This window comes from Alkalihalobacillus trypoxylicola (assembly GCF_001590785.1).
GTDB lineage: Bacteria > Bacillota > Bacilli > Bacillales > Bacillaceae_D > Alkalihalobacillus > Alkalihalobacillus trypoxylicola.
The window spans coordinates 116248-132061 of sequence record NZ_LTAO01000012.1 but is presented as its reverse complement, the minus strand read 5'-3'; the positions used below and the strand labels follow the sequence as shown (position 1 = coordinate 132061).

Here is a 15814-nt window from a genome sequence, read left to right as displayed (position 1 = left end):
TCCCTTAAGTAAAATGATGCTCTTTGTTTTTCTACTATAATACCACAGTAAATCGAGAATAAAAAACCAAGTCATAATCACCTGGTTTTTTCCTTTTAAGATTCAAAATCTCGGAACCAATCTGTTGGCTCTTGATAGGACTGAATAGTTAGCCAATTCATATAAATCTGCGGTTTTAATGATAGTAGGTGATTGACAAATTGATTTAAGTGCATAAATTCCTTCGACTTTCTTAATTGGTACATCAGACACTCCCAAACCTCTTGGTCTGTAACGCGTTCATAACCTAATAAATGAAACTCATCAACCTTACTTTGAAGAGCAGGTTCAACCACTTCTCGCCACGCTTCAAATTGCTGCTTTTCCATGCGGAATCACCTCATAAATTAAAAAATGAATACTCATCTCTAGCTATTTGTAAAAAACAACTTGTCATGCTTGCCCCACTACTAAGCATATATATAATAACGCAAAATTTCCATCATTATTTTAGAAAGTAGGTCGAATTATGACAAAGCAAACCTTTTTAAAAGGAGCTTTCATTTTAATAATAGCAAGTCTCATTACTCGAATCCTTGGTTTTGGAAACCGAATTGTTGTTGCTCGAATTATGGGTTCAGAGGGAGTTGGCCTGTATATGATGGCCATTCCTACTATGCTATTAGTCATGAATTTAACTCAGTTCGGTCTACCTGTTGCGATTTCGAAGTTAGTAGCAGAAGCTGAAGCTAATCGTGATCAGAAGCGAGTTAAACGAATCTTAGTCGTTTCTATTAGTATCACCACCATACTAAGCGTCGTGTTTACTACTCTACTCATCATATTTGCACCATTTATTTCAGCAAAGCTTTTAACAGATTCACGAGCTTTTTACCCTTTAATTGCAGTAACACCTATCATTCCAATTGTTGCGGTTTCATCTATAATTAGAGGATATTTTCAAGGAAAACAAAACATGAAGCCTACAGCGATATCACAAGTCATAGAACAAGTGGTTCGTATCACTTTAGTTGCTGTTACAACCACAGCATTTTTACCTTTAGGTGTAGAATATGCTGCAGCAGGTGCGATGATATCCGTTGTCGCAGGAGAATTCATTTCCTTGTTATATATGATTTTTATTTTTAAAGGAAAAAAACCCTTCCGGGTTCGTAAGCAGTTTTTTCAATTCGCAAAGGAAGGCAAAAAAACATTATCCGATTTATTACGAATTGCGATCCCAACTACAGGTAGTCGTATGATCGGCTCAGTATCCTTATTTTTTGAGCCGATTGTGGTGGCGCAAAGCTTAGCCTTAGCAGGTGTTACTACGATTGTAGCAACTAAACAATATGGAGAATTAGCCGGGTTTGCTATTCCTCTATTATTACTACCTACTTTTATCACAACATCCTTATCCGTATCACTCGTTCCAGCAATAAGTGAGGCAGCAGCCCAAAAGCATTATAAGCTCATTCATCACCGCTTAACCCAAGCTATGCGCTTAGCTATGCTTTCAGGTGGTATTTCTATTGTTGTTTTGTACGTATTTGCTCACGAGATTATGACGCTCATGTATAATGCTCCAGAAGTTGCCACATATATTAAAATCATGGCACCCTTCAGTATATTTTTGTATATACAAGGTCCACTTCAAGCTACATTACAAGCATTAGATTTAGCAAAAGCGGCTATGATGAATAGTTTATTTGGAGCTGTCGTAAAAACAGCCGCTATCTTTGCATTAGCGACTAGACCTGAACTTGGCATTATGGGGGCTGCTTTAGCTGTTGTGATTGGCTTTATCCTTGTGACATTATTACATTTCGCTTCTGTTGTAAAGACAGTTGGATTCACCATTGAAGTTCGTTTAGTTTTAAAGGTAATCTTACTTATTTCTGCAACTGCAATGGTTGGAATATTTTGTTCAAATTACTTATATAAATTTGACTTACTATTCATGGATACTTTCATTTCAATAAGCTTAACAACCGCTTTTTATTTGCTTTTTATGATAAGTTTGAAACTCATTCATCGCAGAGAATTAATTCGTCTACCTGTAATAGGAAAGCTTTTTAAATCATAGTCATTACATTTATCTCTCATCTTTTACATCAATAAAAAACGTTTGATCATCTTTTATGGAACAATAGGATATCTTTTTAATATCTTTGTATCCAAGCTTTCTTAGCTGTTGTCTGAGCCACAGAGGTGTTTTGTTCATTTTCTCTAGATGATCATTTTGAATTTTACCATCTAAAATGAGTGGGAGCGGTAACGATACCTTTTTCCCCGAAGCACCACTTTCCTTTTCTTTTTTTATAACGGAAAGCTTACCAGAAGGCTCTAATATAGCAAACTCTACATCGGATAGCTTACTAATTTTATTTTGGCGTAGCTGAATTAGTAAATCATCGAAATTATAGCGTTGCTTTCTCATTTCTTGCTCATCAATTTTGCCTGCATTAATGAGGACTGACGGCTTCCCATCAATTAATTTACGTAGCTTTTCACTTTTCAAGGACAAAAAGGCAAAGATAATTTGAATGACCGATAACAAAACAATGGGAATAATGGAATGAAGCATAGAAGAGGTTTCATCATCTATAGAGATGACAGCAAGCTCGGCAATCATAATGGATACAACAAAATCCAATACAGATAACTGACCGATTTCACGCTTACCCATAAATCGTAATACGATTAAAATAATAAAATAAATAAGCACTGTTCGAATAACTATAGTAGATATGTCCATCGCTAATCTCCTCTACCTCTCCACAACATTTCTGTAATGATTAGTTTTTCCGATTACAGAAAAAGTTTTCATGTAGCTTTTGGAAAATCATATAGAGAATATGACATAAATTACAGATTTTTATTCTTAAAAAATACAAGCCTGAATAAGCTTGTATAAATGGAAGTCTTAGAAGGAGGAAAAAATATGCTAGCAAGATCATATGCCCCTGCCGTTGTTTTTGGATTGTTTACTATTTTTGTTATCGCTATTGTGTTCAGCTTAGTGGCTTCGCTTCTTTTATCAATGACTAATTTAACCGAGCATTCACTTGATTGGCTTATAAAAGTGGTTGCATTTATTGCCATTTTAATGGGTGGAATGGTAGCAGGAGCTAAATCGAAATCAAAAGGATTATTAATCGGTGCTTTAACAACTATCTTATTTACCTTAGTGATTTTTTTAGCTCAATATTTAGGTTATGATCAAGCATTTACGACGGAGCAATATTTATACCATGGAGGCTATTTGTTAGTGGGCGCCTTTGGAGGAATGATAGGTGTTAATTTATTTGGAGAACAGTAAAAAAAGGATTCATTGTGTATGAACACAATGAATCCTTTTAGCATTTAATTAATCAGGATTTACCACATCTCGAATCGCACTGCGGTCGAATGTAAGCTTACGATTATCATTAACTAAGATGACAATTACTTCATCATCTAGTGCATCGATTGTACCATGTAAACCACCAATGGTTACAATTTTATCGCCACGCTTTAAAGCATCGTGCATTTCACGAATTTGTTTTTGTTTCTTTTGTTGTGGTCGAATTAGTAAGAAGTAAAAAATTACAAACATTAACAACAAAGGTATTAAAGTTGCTATCATTTCCATGATTCATTTCCCCCCTTTCAGTTAGTAAACTTCATTATTTATGATTAGAAATTTTTCGCATTTGGTTTATTAAATCCATATTGTTCGAAAAATTCTTCTCTAAAATCTAATAGGCGATCTTCTCTAATGGCTTGTCTTACTTGTTCCATTAAATTTAATAAAAAGTAAAGATTATGGTAAGACGTTAGTCGGAAACCAAACGTTTCTTCACATTTTACTAAATGGCGAATATAAGCTCTACTATAATTTTTACAAACATGACAATCACAGTTTTCATCAAGAGGTCTAAAATCATGAGCATACTTAGCGTTTCTAACGACTAATCGTCCATTACTCGTCATGCACGTTCCATTTCTAGCAATTCTAGTCGGTAACACACAATCAAACATATCGATACCACGTATCGCACCATCAATTAAGGAATCAGGTGAACCTACTCCCATCAAATAGCGAGCTTTGTCTGAAGGTAACAAGGGAGTTGTGAATTCTAAAACACGATTCATCACCTCTTTAGGCTCACCTACAGATAATCCACCTATCGCATAACCAGGGAAATCTAATGATGTAAGGTCTTTCGCACTTTGCTTGCGCAGTTCCTCATATTCTCCACCCTGAACAATCCCGAATAAGCCTTGTTGGTCAGGTCGTTTATGTGCAGACAAACAGCGCTCCGCCCAACGACTAGTTCTTTCCACTGATTGCTTCATATAATCATAATCAGCTGGATATGGAGGACATTCATCAAAAGCCATCATAATATCTGAGCCTAAGGAATTTTGAATGGACATCGCTTCTTCTGGGCTTAAAAATAGCTTTTCACCACTTAAATGATTACGGAAGTGGACACCTTCCTCTTCAATTTTTCGTAAATCGCTTAAACTAAAGACCTGAAAACCTCCTGAGTCTGTTAAGATAGGACGTTTCCAATTCATAAATGAATGAAGGCCTCCTGCTTCTTCAATAATCTTATGACCTGGTCGTAACCAGAGATGGTACGTATTGCTTAGAATGATTTGAGCATTCATATCGTATAAATCTTCAGGACTCATCGTTTTGACTGTCGCAAGCGTACCAACTGGCATAAAAATCGGTGTTTCTATTGTACCATGTGGTGTGTGAACTTTACCAAGACGAGCTCCTGATTGCTTACAAGTTTTTATTAATTCATAGGTGACTGCCGCCATCCGTTGCCGTTCCTCCTTTTAAGCTGCTATAAAAATCACTTTTTGACTTCATTTCCTATATACATCGCATCTCCAAAGCTAAAAAAACGATATTTTTTTTCAACAGCATGATAATAGGCATTCATAATATGCTCTCTTCCAGCGAGTGCACTGACAAGCATCATTAATGTAGATTTAGGTAAATGAAAATTTGTGATTAAAGCATCTAATCCTTTAAATTGAAATCCTGGGTAAATAAAAATGGAAGTCCACCCTGATGTTTCGCAAAATGTTCCGTGCTTTTCCATAATGGTTTCTAAAGTTCGAGCAGAAGTTGTCCCTACTGCAATGATGCGATTTCCGCTTTTTTTTGCTTCGTTAAGTGTTGTAGCAGCTTCGTCATTCATTTGGTAAAATTCAGCATGCATCTCATGGTCTTCAATTTTGTCAACACTAACAGGTCGAAAGGTTCCTAACCCTACATGTAAGGTAACCATAACGACGTTTACACCTTTGCCCTTTATCTCATGAAGAAGCTCTTCTGTAAAATGCAACCCTGCGGTTGGAGCTGCTGCCGAACCTCTATTTTTTGCATACACAGTCTGATATCTTTCTTTATCCTCTAATTGTTCCTTAATATATGGAGGTAAAGGCATTTCACCAAGCTGGTCCAAAACCTCATGGAAAATCCCTTCATATTCCAATCGAAAAACTCTACCTCCGTGCTCTAATTCTTCAAGACACATTGCTTTTAAAAGACCATCACCAAATGTAATTTCAGTTCCCTTTTTTACTCGTTTGGCAGGCTTTACTAAAGTTTCCCATTGATCTTCTTCCATTTGCTTTAAAAGAAGCACTTCCACTTTAGCTCCTGTATCAGCCTTAATACCAAAAAGTCGAGCGGGTAACACTTTTGTATCATTTAAAACTAGACAGTCTCCACTCTGAACATACTCTATAATATCTGAGAAAGTACCGTCTTTAATTTCTCCTGAAACCTTGTCCAACGCAAGCAAACGAGACGCCGTTCTATCATACAGTGGCGTCTGAGCTATTAATTCGTCGGGTAAGGGAAAGTCAAATTGTTCCACATTCATTTTAGTCACCTTTTCTAAACGGTTCAATTGCACATCTTGATAATTTTATCGAACCTGAACGAAATAATCAAGAATTTAACGAAATCGACCTAAAATAAAAAAAATAAGTGACAATAAAACACTAATGACTAAACAAGTTACAATAGGAAAATAAAAAGTAGAGTTCTCACCTTTTATAAGAATATCTCCAGGTAGTTTTCCGAGAGGGATAAATCGACCTATTACTTGCCAAACAATACCTAAAATAATCAGAATAACACCTAAAGTTATAAGTAATTTCGGGAAAAATCCCATTAGCTAGGTAGCTCCCTTTTAAAATGCTGGTAACATAAAGGCGTGACCATTCTGCCCCTTGGTGTTCGTTGGATAAAACCTATTTGTAATAAGTAGGGTTCATATACATCTTCAATCGTTTCCGCTTCCTCCCCTATTGTTGCAGAAATGGTTTCCAATCCGACTGGTCCACCTTTAAAATGGTCCATTATGCCAAAAAGAAATTTATAATCGATATGATCAAGTCCTAATTTATCAACCTGAAGCTCTTCAAGAGCGTGTGTAGATAATGAATACGTGATTACTCCATCCCCTTTTACTTGAGCAAAATCACGAACTCTTCGAAGGAGTCTATTGGCTATTCTTGGAGTACCTCTAGAACGCCTTGCAATTTCTAATGCTGAGGTTGAGTCTAATTCTAATTCTAATACTTTTGCACTTCTCTCCACGATTTCTGAAAGCTCATCGTGATTATAATATTCAAGACGCGCTGTTACCCCAAAACGATCTCTCAATGGTGCAGATAGCATCCCAGCACGAGTTGTAGCACCTACTAAAGTAAAAGGAGGAAGGTCTAGACGAACCGATCGAGCGGTAGGTCCTTTCCCAATGACTATATCTAAACAATAATCCTCCATCGCAGGATAAAGAACCTCTTCAACTGAGCGATTTAAACGGTGAATTTCATCAATAAATAAAACATCGCCTGGTTCAAGTGCCGTTAAAATGGCGGCTAAGTCTCCTGGTCTTTCAATAGCTGGACCGGATGTTGTTCTAATTTGTACATCCATTTCATTAGCTATAATGGTGGAAAGTGTTGTTTTTCCTAGTCCTGGTGGTCCATAAATGAGGACATGATCCAAGCATTCTTGCCTTAATTTTGCTGCTTCGATAAATATCTCTAGGTTTCTTTTTACATCCGTTTGTCCAATGTAGTCTGTTAAATTTAATGGCCGTATTGATGGTTCCGTAAAACTATCTTCTATTTGCTCATTAGCAGAAACCATTCTATCTTCCATATCAAGCACCCCGTTCATTCACTAAACATTTGTTTCTAATTAAAGCCTTAACATGAGTTGCAATGCTTTTCTTATGTATGCATCTGTAGACAAATTTTCTTTTTCTAACTTTGGCCTTACTTTTTTTATTTCTTTTTCTACATAACCTAATGCCCGAAGTGCTTCTTCTGCTTCCTCTAAAGAATCATTGGAGGAAGAAAATGCTAAAGGCTCCGCTGCTAATTGGCCATCTGCTTGAAGAGGAATGTTTATAAAATCTTCTAATTTCCCTTTTAAATCTAAAATCATTTGTCGAGCTGTTTTTTTTCCTACACCAGGAAATTTAACTAAGAAAGCTTCATCTTCTTTCTCGATAGCACCTACTACTTGATCAGGTGCTCCAGAGGCTAATATAGCTAAAGCTCCCTTTGGACCAATACCAGAAACATTTAAAAGTCGTTCAAATAAATTTCTCTCCTTTTTTGTTTGAAAGCCATAAAGACGAATCAAATCCTCTTTTACATAATGATAGGTATAAATTTGAATTTCTTGTTCCAAGCTTCTTTCAAAAACATATGGATTAGGACAAAACAATTGGTACCCTAACCCATTAAAATCAATGACCACATATTGCGTTTCTATATCAACTAATTGACCTTTAACATATTCAATCACAGGTTTACAACTCTCCTCAAGTACGAACGTTTATTTCTATTTTAGCATATAGGAATGAAGGTTGGAATGAAACCTTTAAAAAACTCGCTAATAGGCGATACTCCACCATTAACGAGTCGTTTTAAACCATTATTAGGAAGGCTGTAAATTTCGAAATTCTTTGACCATCTTGTTAAATTGACTTTTGTCTTCTACCTTTATCCCTTGGGCTAATTCCTCTTTTAATTTGCCTTTTAATTTCCTTGTGTCAATCTGAAAAAAGGATTGAATAATTTGCTCATCCTCCGGGAGCCCATCATAAATATGTATTTTTCCATCTTCTGACATACCAAAATAACCATGAATTTGTACGACAGGTGATAGCTCGTTTATTGTTTTTCTAAAAACCATTTCTTCTAGGGATTGTTCAATTAAATCCCAATCTTCATAATAAGCCCAAAAATCTTCCATTGATAAAATAGTCTCATCAATGTATTCTTCTTTTTTTAATCCATCTAGATAAACGGTTTCTAATTTAACTTGCAAGACTTGTGGTGCTAATACTGGTATGTTTTTTTCCTCACTTTTCACTATTATTTGAGATAAAAAAATCATCACAAATACCATAACAAGCAGGAGCAATAGAACGATATACCTTTTTTCTTTTACCCATTTAAGAGTTTGTAGCATCATTATTCACCCATTTCTTGACGATTAAAAAAAGAAACCACTTATGGTAAGGCTTCCCACAAATGGTTTCATTCATTCAATTATTGATTAATTTCTTTAGCGTGAATGTTCAAACGGTCTTTGAATGGCTCGTCCGATATCCGTTACCATATCTTCAATAGTAGACCCAACTTCTTCCATCGCTTCACCATTTCGAATTCTATCATCTACATTTTGAATTCGATTATACATATTACGGTCAGTTACTACATGAACTTCTGAATCTGAAGCTAATTGTTCAACCGTATTTTTAACTTTGTTATGAAGGTCTTGGTTATTTTCGTCTGCTTGGATACCAACGATTATATCGTTATTATGAACAATTACTCGAGCTTTTTCGACACCTTCAATCGAGTTTACGTGCTTAGCAATTTTAGCTGATTCGTTATATCCTTGCTGACTACCAGATTGATTGCTTCGAGCAGAATGATTAGCTCGACCATGTTGATTTTGGCCTCTATGCCCTTTTTCCATATTCATCATACCGTGCTGATTACGATTTGATTGTATACCTACATGTCCTACTCGATTGCCATAAGCTCTTTCTTTAATAACGCCATCGGTATCAACCATTCCTGGTCGATCTCCACCTGTATAACCTCTGCTCCAAAAACCAGTCTGACCACCATATTGTCCAGCAGCTCTGTATCCATTAGAAGAACCATAACCATGTTGTCCTGATTGGTTTGTTCTACCAAACTGTTTTGCACCATAATGGTTATATCCATTAGCACGAGTTTGTCTTTGCTGTGTGTTACCATATCGGTCATCATCTGTAAACATGTCTGTTACAGGACCTTGACCTCTCATATTTCGATGATTACTTGAGCGCATATCTTCAGAATGCATCCCAGATGGAGCATAGCCTCGATTGTAATCTTGGGCTTGATTATTATCTGTTCCACCACAAGCAGCTAAGCTACTTACTATCATTAAAGTTGATGCAAATGACAAAGCAAATTTTTTCATATTTGAAAGCCCCCCTTTCAATATTATCTTGGCTTTTTTAGCTTGCTTTTAATCTGTTACATCTTGAATTGAGTTCCGTTAATTTCCTTTTTAAAAAATCTTTAAAAAGACGTGGATTGTCTGAAATTTTATGTTCCTTAAGCAAAAAGCATCTTAAAGCTTTGAACAAACTAAGAAAGAGATTTTTTATATTTACCTTTTATAAAGAATTTCCCATTAATAACACAAAAAAGTGAAATGGATTCTTTTCCATTTCACTTTTTTCATATTAAAAGCTTATGTTCCAATTTCATTACCATTAATCTTCGTAATCGTCCTGCTCATTATAATGATTTAATTGTTCTTTTGGCTGCATAGGCTGAGCAAGTTTATAAGGAGTGCCATTCGAATGAAATCTTTGCTGACGATTTCGCATCATGTTTTGTGGTTGAAATGGCATCATTCCTTGCTGACCTGGCATTGGTGTCATCCCATTTTGCCACGGCATTCCTTCCTGCTGTCCAGGCATTGGCATCATCCCATTTTGCCACGGCATTACTTCCTGCTGTCCAGGCATTGGCATCATCCCATTTTGCCACGGCATTCCTTCCTGCTGTCCAGGCATTGGCATCATCCCATTTTGCCACGGCATTCCTTCCTGCTGTCCGGGCATTGGCATCATCCCGTTTTGCCACGGCATTCCTTCCTGCTGTCCAGGCATTGGCATCATCCCGTTTTGCCACGGCATTCCTTCCTGCTGTCCAGGCATTGGCATCTTTCCGTTTTGCCACGGCATTCCTTCCTGCTGTCCAGGCATTGGCATCATCCCATTTTGCCACGGCATTCCTTCCTGCTGTCCAGGCATTGGCATCATCCCATTTTGCCACGGCATCTCCTGCTCACCATTAGATAAGGAATCCTGCCACATATTCGCATGCTCGCCATGATGTTCTGGTGACCAGTTCTTTATCCCTTCATCTGACTGAAATTGACCATAGGATTGAACAGAATGATGGTTATCCCAGCCTGGCATATTCAACCCCTGCATATGACCATGTTGATGGTTTTGTGCAAAATTTGACTGATATGCTATTGGGTGCTGTGGATAGCCACAATTGGCACAACCAGGCATGACAGGACTAATAGGATAAATATGCTGAGGCGGACAATGTTCAATCGGTTGCGGACTACATTCCATTTGTGGCTTTGCTTGTTCCATCGCAACTGGTTGTTGAACAGGCTTAGGCATTGGTTGCTTTTTAGGTGCTATCGGCTGCTCTTTTTGAATCTGTACTTTAGGCTGTTCTTTTTTTACTGTTTCTTTTACTTGGACTTTTGGCTGTTCTTTTACTTTTTTAGGTTTTGGATTATATAAATAAACATTCATATTCGTTTCATAATTTTTATGGGTATCAGGCTGAATGTGTGGCTGTGGTGGTGGCGGCATCATTGGCATTTGTTGAATCGGCATAACAGGCTGTTCCTTTACAACAGGTTGCTCTTTAACAGGCTGTTCTTTTACAGATTGTTTAGCAATCGGTGCTTCTTTCTTTACAGGGACACTGCCTGTTGGAATTTTTATTTTCATTCCAGGCATTATAACATCAGGATTAGATAATTGACTGTTAGCTGCTTTTAACTCTTCAAAGGAAACCCCATGCTTTTGGGCTATTTTCCAAAGTGACTCTCCTTTTTGGACAATATGAATTTTCACGTTTATACTCCCTCCTCTTACCATTCATTACATTGTATGAGTCGATAGGCATCTTGACACTGTAAAAACGCCCAATTTATCAGTAAAGTAAATTGAAGCGATTCTTCCTTTGCCAAAATGTATGTGAAAGCAACTATTTTTAGACCATTGTACGAACCTATTGTTTTCAGCTTTTTTCTTCCTAGATTAAAAACGCTACTTTTTGTTTTAAAACGAGAACTTATTTTACATCTAATTCAAGTGATGTTATAGAAAGCGACAGAGAAAAAAATCATAAATAAGGTACTCGGTAATGAAAGCTGCTTTAGCTGTTCGTTCCTCCATAACACTTTGTTGCCAAACTATTTTTTTAAGTGGATTTCAGAATATCCACCTCATCCCACTGGAACTCCGTGAATTATGTAGTTAAGTTAAGTCATTGACATAGAGGTTCTTTACATTCAATAGACCCCCTTCTTTTCAAAAGAAGGAGGACTTGTTACTGTATGTGAGTGAATTTCATAAATGCTCTATAAACGCATAAAACCGAACGTTTCTTATAAAATATGATTTAAACGTTTGCGAATGAATTTCTTGATTGTAACGGTAAGTAGTGACTCCCGAATGATCAGCGCAGTCTGAAGATCCACTCTGGCGAAGCTCTGCGTAGTTAGAGTTAGCTGAAGACAAGCCCTTGGGAAAGCATCTACCTAAAGTGGAAATCAAAAACCTAACCGTCTAAGAATATGAATGATGAAGTGGGTTTAAGTGAATAAAACGACCATTCATTATGAAAATGTACTGAATGTTTCTGAACTCACTCGATGATTGTAACGGTAGGTAGTGACTCCCTAAGGATCAGCGCAGTCTGAAGATCCACTCTGGCGAAGCTCTGCGTAGTTAGAGTTAGCTGAAGACAAGCCCTTGGGAAAGCATCTACCTAAAGTGAAAATCATAAAAACTAATCGTTCGATTTTCATCATAAGATATGAATGATGAAATTGATTCATGTGTATAAAGCTACTTTTTTATTTCCTATTTAACATTCTTTCAAGTGCCAATACGGCATTTTGAGTTGTTTCTTCGTCAACAAAAATTTGATAATTTAAATGTCCAGATTCTAACTCTTCTAATGACCATAATAAGTGATCTAAGTCAATTCTATTCATTGTTAAACAAGCACACATAGTAGGATTTAGAGATACAATAGATAGTTCAGGGTGACTCTTTGCTAGACGCTTCACTAAGTTCATCTCTGTTCCTATAGCCCAAGATGTACCAGGTTCTGCTTTTTTTATTTTCTCAATAATATAATGGGTAGAGCCATTATAGTCAGCAGCTTGCACGACTTCATGAGTACACTCTGGATGTACTAATACCTTTGTCTCTGGGTGATTCTGGCGGAAATTTTCAATTTGTTGAACCGTAAACTTTTCATGAACTGAGCAATGGCCTTTCCAAAGTATCACTTTAATTTGCTCCAATGGCAGACTCTCGTTATAAATTAACTTCTCCTCATTAGGATCCCAAATAGCCATTTCATCTAGTTCAATTCCTAACGAAAAAGCCGTATTTCTGCCTAGATGTTGATCAGGTAAAAATAACAGTCTTTCCTTTTGAGTCATGGCCCATTCAACCATTTTGACTGCATTAGATGAAGTCACCGTAGCACCCCCATGCTTTCCGCAAAAGGCTTTAATAGCAGCAGTACTATTTACATATGTTAAAGGTATAATCGTATCTGAAAAAATATTTTGTAGCTTTCCCCATGCTGTTTCTGTTTGGTTAATATTAGCCATGTCTGCCATCGAGCAGCCAGCTTTTAAATCTGGAAGTATCACTTTTTGATTAAAGCTTGTTAACATGTCTGCCGTTTCTGCCATAAAATGAACTCCACAGAACACAATATAATCCGCCTTCTTATTATCAGCAGATAATTGTGCCAACTGTAAAGAATCACCTGTTACATTAGCAAACTGAATGACTTCATCTCGTTGATAGTGATGACCTGGAATAAATAATTTCTCACCAAATTTTTCTTTTATCGAAGTAATTCTTCTAACCTTCTCCTCTGTAGACATTTGTCTATATTTCTCTGGGAGCCTTTTAAATGTAGTCATTTCTTGTAATAAGCTAGCCATGATTATTCCCCCTTAACTAACATGCTAAAATCTATAGATGTAATAGAATGAGTTAAAAAACCTAAGGAAATGTAGTCAACTCCACAGCCTCTGAACTCAACAATATTCTTATAATTTATCCCACCAGAAGCCTCCGTTACGATTTCACTTGGCACTAGTTGGATTTGCTCTTGAATGTCATTTGGTGAATAGTTATCAAACATGATAACATCCGGTTTTTCTTCAATAGCCTCTATTAATTGTTTCTGATTGGTTATTTCGACTTCTATTTTGGCGATATGTCCTGTTTTAGATTTTACAGCCGATATCGCCTCTTTTATTCCTCCATATGCTTCTATATGATTTTCTTTTAATAAAATACTGTGATTGAGACTAGTGCGATGATTATAGCCTCCACCACATTTAACAGCATATTTTTCCAACATTCTTAAACCAGGTGTGGTTTTTCTTGTATCACATATTCGTATAGAAGAATCTTGAAGATTTTTAATCACTTGATAAGTCATCGTCGCTATACCTGAGAGACGTTGAATCACATTTAAAATGACTCGTTCTCCTAAAAGAATTTGATCGACAGGCCCGACAACAGTAGCTATTTTTTGACCCTTCTCAAAAATTTCTCCATCCTCGAAATCAATTTCTGTTTTTAGCTCTGGATTTAAGAGGCTATATCCTTCAGTAATGATTTCTTTTCCTACAAAAATTCCTTTTTCTTTTGCGATTATTTCCGCTGTTTTTATTTGATTTTGAGGTAAAGCCATGCTTGTTAAATCACCATCACCGATATCCTCATTAAAAAATTCACCTAACTGATTCCTTAATTTGATGCGATTCATCTTGTTCTCCCCTAGCCTGTATTTTTTCTATTTTCGCTTCGTTCATTTCATTCTCTCTTTTCCATATAATTGAGGTTTTCGTCCAATCTGGATCACTATTAAGATAATCGTCACGGAAGTGTCCTCCCCGACTTTCCTTTCTTAATAAAGCAGATTCCGTGATCAGAAAAGCAAGCTGTAAAAGATGGATGGTTTCTAAATGTTCTCTAGTATGAATCATATAATCAGTAGGCTTATTTAATAGTGATTCATATGGTCTAAGCTTACTTAGCATGATTTCTAAACTTTCTTTTGTTCGAAAAATTCCTACGTACTTACTCATCCAAGCTTGAATTTGGCTTTTGTTAAGCCACATCACCTGGTTTTCTAAATCTCTTCCAAAAAAGTTAGTTTCTATTTTTATTCCACTAATGAAATCTCTTCTGTTTCTTATGTGATTTGCTATTTTATTTGAGAAAACAAGGCCTTCTAATAATGAATTACTTGCTAAGCGATTTGCACCATGAACTCCGGTGCAGGCGACTTCTCCTACGGCGTACAATCGATTTAACGTGGTATTGCCATTACTATTAACCTGAATTCCCCCATTAAAAAAATGGGCACCTGGACGTACCTCAAGTAATCCAGACTCAATTTGTATGTTTGCTTTTTCACATAGTTTTGTAATAGAAGGAAAGCGTGCTCTAAAATTTTCGATCGAAGTAATATCCAAATACACTTTTTCTCCATTTATGTTTTGGTGGTGAATAGCACGACTAACCACATCTCTAGAGGCTAAATCCTTCTGTGGATGATTAGACATTAGTGGAATACCATTTGCTGTTACTAATACTCCACCTTCTCCACGAACAGCTTCACTTACTAAGCCAAGAGGTTTTCCTTCCTTCATCAAAACAGTAGGATGAAATTGAACAAATTCTAAATCTTTTAATTGTGCACCTGCCTGATAAGCGAGTACCATGCCATCACCAGTTGCCTCTTGACAATTTGAGGTATTTTCATAAATTTGTCCTGCTCCACCACTCGCTATGATCGTGTAGTCAGCATAAATTAATTCTTTATTCGTTTTGACCCCAATTATTTCTTGATTTCGCTTCAATAATTGAACGGCTAAAGTGTCTTCTTTTATCGTAATTCGATTTTGAACCATTACCATCATTTGTTTTATAATCTCTTTACCGGTTTGGTCCCCATTAATATGAACGATTCTTCTTTTTTGATGAGCTCCCTCCATTCCTAATAAAATTTGATTTTGTTCATTTGTATCGAATTTCACTCCTATTTTCATTAACTGCGCTATTATATTTGGACCTTGCTTAACCATTTCCTCTACATTTGCTTCGTCATGATGCCCATATCCTGCTTTTAATGTGTCAGTGAAATGATGGTGCCAATGATCATTTCGATCAATAGCTGCCGCAATTCCTCCTTGAGCTAAATAAGAATTTGATTTTTTAAGCTTTGACTTTGTGATTAAAATCACATGACAAAAATCTGCTAATAAATGGGCAGTCATAAGTCCTGCAATTCCACTACCAATAATAATGACTCCTGCTTTTTTTGACATGATTTGCACTCCTTCAAATAGTTTACAGTTGTCTTGTCACCTATCTTTACATAAAATAAGAATAATAACAACTATTTTTTTATTAAGGTAAAGGCAGGAGAT

The 15814-nt window shown here is 36.4% G+C and carries 16 protein-coding genes; 2 read left to right on the top strand and 14 right to left on the bottom strand.

Annotated features, from left to right (window positions below; all coding sequences use genetic code 11):
• Window positions 1-95: 95 nt before the first annotated feature.
• Entirely contained in the window at window positions 96-368 is a 273-nt protein-coding gene (locus AZF04_RS07700) for a post-transcriptional regulator (RefSeq protein ID WP_045485761.1), read from the bottom strand.
• 140 nt (window positions 369-508) lie between these two features.
• Here AZF04_RS07700 and spoVB point away from each other — a divergent pair, with 140 nt between their 5' ends.
• On the top strand, window positions 509-2065 hold the full coding sequence (gene spoVB / locus AZF04_RS07695) for a stage V sporulation protein B (RefSeq protein ID WP_061948237.1): 1557 nt from the start codon (window positions 509-511) through the stop codon (window positions 2063-2065).
• 9 nt (window positions 2066-2074) lie between these two features.
• Here spoVB and AZF04_RS07690 read toward each other — a convergent pair whose 3' ends face one another.
• Window positions 2075-2737, bottom strand: a complete 663-nt coding sequence (locus AZF04_RS07690) for a DUF421 domain-containing protein (RefSeq protein WP_045485766.1) — start codon at window positions 2735-2737, stop codon at window positions 2075-2077.
• 186 nt (window positions 2738-2923) lie between these two features.
• Here AZF04_RS07690 and AZF04_RS07685 point away from each other — a divergent pair, with 186 nt between their 5' ends.
• Window positions 2924-3301, top strand: a complete 378-nt coding sequence (locus AZF04_RS07685; RefSeq protein ID WP_045485769.1) for a TIGR04086 family membrane protein — start codon at window positions 2924-2926, stop codon at window positions 3299-3301.
• Window positions 3302-3349: 48 nt separating this feature from the next.
• Here AZF04_RS07685 and yajC read toward each other — a convergent pair whose 3' ends face one another.
• From yajC to nadB, 12 genes are all read right to left on the bottom strand, one after another.
• A complete protein-coding gene (yajC, locus tag AZF04_RS07680) occupies window positions 3350-3613 on the bottom strand; it encodes a preprotein translocase subunit YajC (RefSeq protein ID WP_045485772.1) in 264 nt (87 codons plus the stop codon).
• Window positions 3614-3657: 44 nt separating this feature from the next.
• Window positions 3658-4797, bottom strand: a complete 1140-nt coding sequence (gene tgt / locus AZF04_RS07675) for a tRNA guanosine(34) transglycosylase Tgt (protein WP_045485774.1) — start codon at window positions 4795-4797, stop codon at window positions 3658-3660.
• Between the two features lie 35 nt (window positions 4798-4832).
• Complete coding sequence (gene queA / locus AZF04_RS07670) at window positions 4833-5873, bottom strand: tRNA preQ1(34) S-adenosylmethionine ribosyltransferase-isomerase QueA (RefSeq protein WP_061948236.1); 1041 nt, start codon at window positions 5871-5873, stop codon at window positions 4833-4835.
• A 75-nt stretch (window positions 5874-5948) separates the two neighbouring features.
• A complete protein-coding gene (locus AZF04_RS07665; protein WP_061948235.1) occupies window positions 5949-6167 on the bottom strand; it encodes a DUF2905 domain-containing protein in 219 nt (72 codons plus the stop codon).
• Complete coding sequence (gene ruvB / locus AZF04_RS07660) at window positions 6167-7165, bottom strand: Holliday junction branch migration DNA helicase RuvB (RefSeq protein WP_061948234.1); 999 nt, start codon at window positions 7163-7165, stop codon at window positions 6167-6169. The genes AZF04_RS07665 and ruvB overlap by 1 nt, the downstream gene beginning before the upstream one ends.
• Before the next feature lie 39 nt (window positions 7166-7204).
• Window positions 7205-7819, bottom strand: coding sequence for a Holliday junction branch migration protein RuvA (gene ruvA / locus AZF04_RS07655; RefSeq protein WP_061948233.1), 615 nt, complete (start codon window positions 7817-7819; stop codon window positions 7205-7207).
• Window positions 7820-7951: 132 nt separating this feature from the next.
• Window positions 7952-8488 carry a BofC C-terminal domain-containing protein gene (locus AZF04_RS07650; RefSeq protein ID WP_061948232.1) on the bottom strand — a complete coding sequence of 179 codons (537 nt, stop codon included), beginning with the start codon at window positions 8486-8488 and terminating at the stop codon, window positions 7952-7954.
• Between the two features lie 96 nt (window positions 8489-8584).
• A complete protein-coding gene (locus AZF04_RS07645) occupies window positions 8585-9496 on the bottom strand; it encodes a YhcN/YlaJ family sporulation lipoprotein (protein WP_061948231.1) in 912 nt (303 codons plus the stop codon).
• A 298-nt stretch (window positions 9497-9794) separates the two neighbouring features.
• On the bottom strand, window positions 9795-11189 hold the full coding sequence (safA, locus tag AZF04_RS07640) for a SafA/ExsA family spore coat assembly protein (RefSeq protein ID WP_061948230.1): 1395 nt from the start codon (window positions 11187-11189) through the stop codon (window positions 9795-9797).
• Window positions 11190-12196: 1007 nt separating this feature from the next.
• On the bottom strand, window positions 12197-13309 hold the full coding sequence (nadA, locus tag AZF04_RS07635; protein WP_061948229.1) for a quinolinate synthase NadA: 1113 nt from the start codon (window positions 13307-13309) through the stop codon (window positions 12197-12199).
• Window positions 13310-13311: 2 nt separating this feature from the next.
• Window positions 13312-14145, bottom strand: a complete 834-nt coding sequence (gene nadC, locus AZF04_RS07630) for a carboxylating nicotinate-nucleotide diphosphorylase (protein ID WP_061948228.1) — start codon at window positions 14143-14145, stop codon at window positions 13312-13314.
• On the bottom strand, window positions 14111-15712 hold the full coding sequence (gene nadB / locus AZF04_RS07625) for an L-aspartate oxidase (RefSeq protein WP_061948227.1): 1602 nt from the start codon (window positions 15710-15712) through the stop codon (window positions 14111-14113). Before nadB ends, nadC begins: the two co-directional genes overlap by 35 nt.
• Window positions 15713-15814 lie beyond the last annotated feature (102 nt).

Bases quoted from the DNA above. Each gene is read 5' to 3' on its own strand.
- queA (WP_061948236.1), bottom strand. From the start codon at position 5,873: ATGAATGTGGAACAATTTGACTTTCCCTTACCCGACGAATTAATAGCT.
- nadB (WP_061948227.1), bottom strand. From the start codon at position 15,712: ATGTCAAAAAAAGCAGGAGTCATTATTATTGGTAGTGGAATTGCAGGA.
- ruvB (WP_061948234.1), bottom strand. From the start codon at position 7,165: ATGGAAGATAGAATGGTTTCTGCTAATGAGCAAATAGAAGATAGTTTT.
- AZF04_RS07645 (WP_061948231.1), bottom strand. From the start codon at position 9,496: ATGAAAAAATTTGCTTTGTCATTTGCATCAACTTTAATGATAGTAAGT.
- nadC (WP_061948228.1), bottom strand. From the start codon at position 14,145: ATGAATCGCATCAAATTAAGGAATCAGTTAGGTGAATTTTTTAATGAG.
- AZF04_RS07685 (WP_045485769.1), top strand. From the start codon at position 2,924: ATGCTAGCAAGATCATATGCCCCTGCCGTTGTTTTTGGATTGTTTACT.
- spoVB (WP_061948237.1), top strand. From the start codon at position 509: ATGACAAAGCAAACCTTTTTAAAAGGAGCTTTCATTTTAATAATAGCA.
- AZF04_RS07700 (WP_045485761.1), bottom strand. From the start codon at position 368: ATGGAAAAGCAGCAATTTGAAGCGTGGCGAGAAGTGGTTGAACCTGCT.
- tgt (WP_045485774.1), bottom strand. From the start codon at position 4,797: ATGGCGGCAGTCACCTATGAATTAATAAAAACTTGTAAGCAATCAGGA.
- nadA (WP_061948229.1), bottom strand. From the start codon at position 13,309: ATGGCTAGCTTATTACAAGAAATGACTACATTTAAAAGGCTCCCAGAG.
- yajC (WP_045485772.1), bottom strand. From the start codon at position 3,613: ATGGAAATGATAGCAACTTTAATACCTTTGTTGTTAATGTTTGTAATT.
- AZF04_RS07650 (WP_061948232.1), bottom strand. From the start codon at position 8,488: ATGCTACAAACTCTTAAATGGGTAAAAGAAAAAAGGTATATCGTTCTA.
- AZF04_RS07690 (WP_045485766.1), bottom strand. From the start codon at position 2,737: ATGGACATATCTACTATAGTTATTCGAACAGTGCTTATTTATTTTATT.
- AZF04_RS07665 (WP_061948235.1), bottom strand. From the start codon at position 6,167: ATGGGATTTTTCCCGAAATTACTTATAACTTTAGGTGTTATTCTGATT.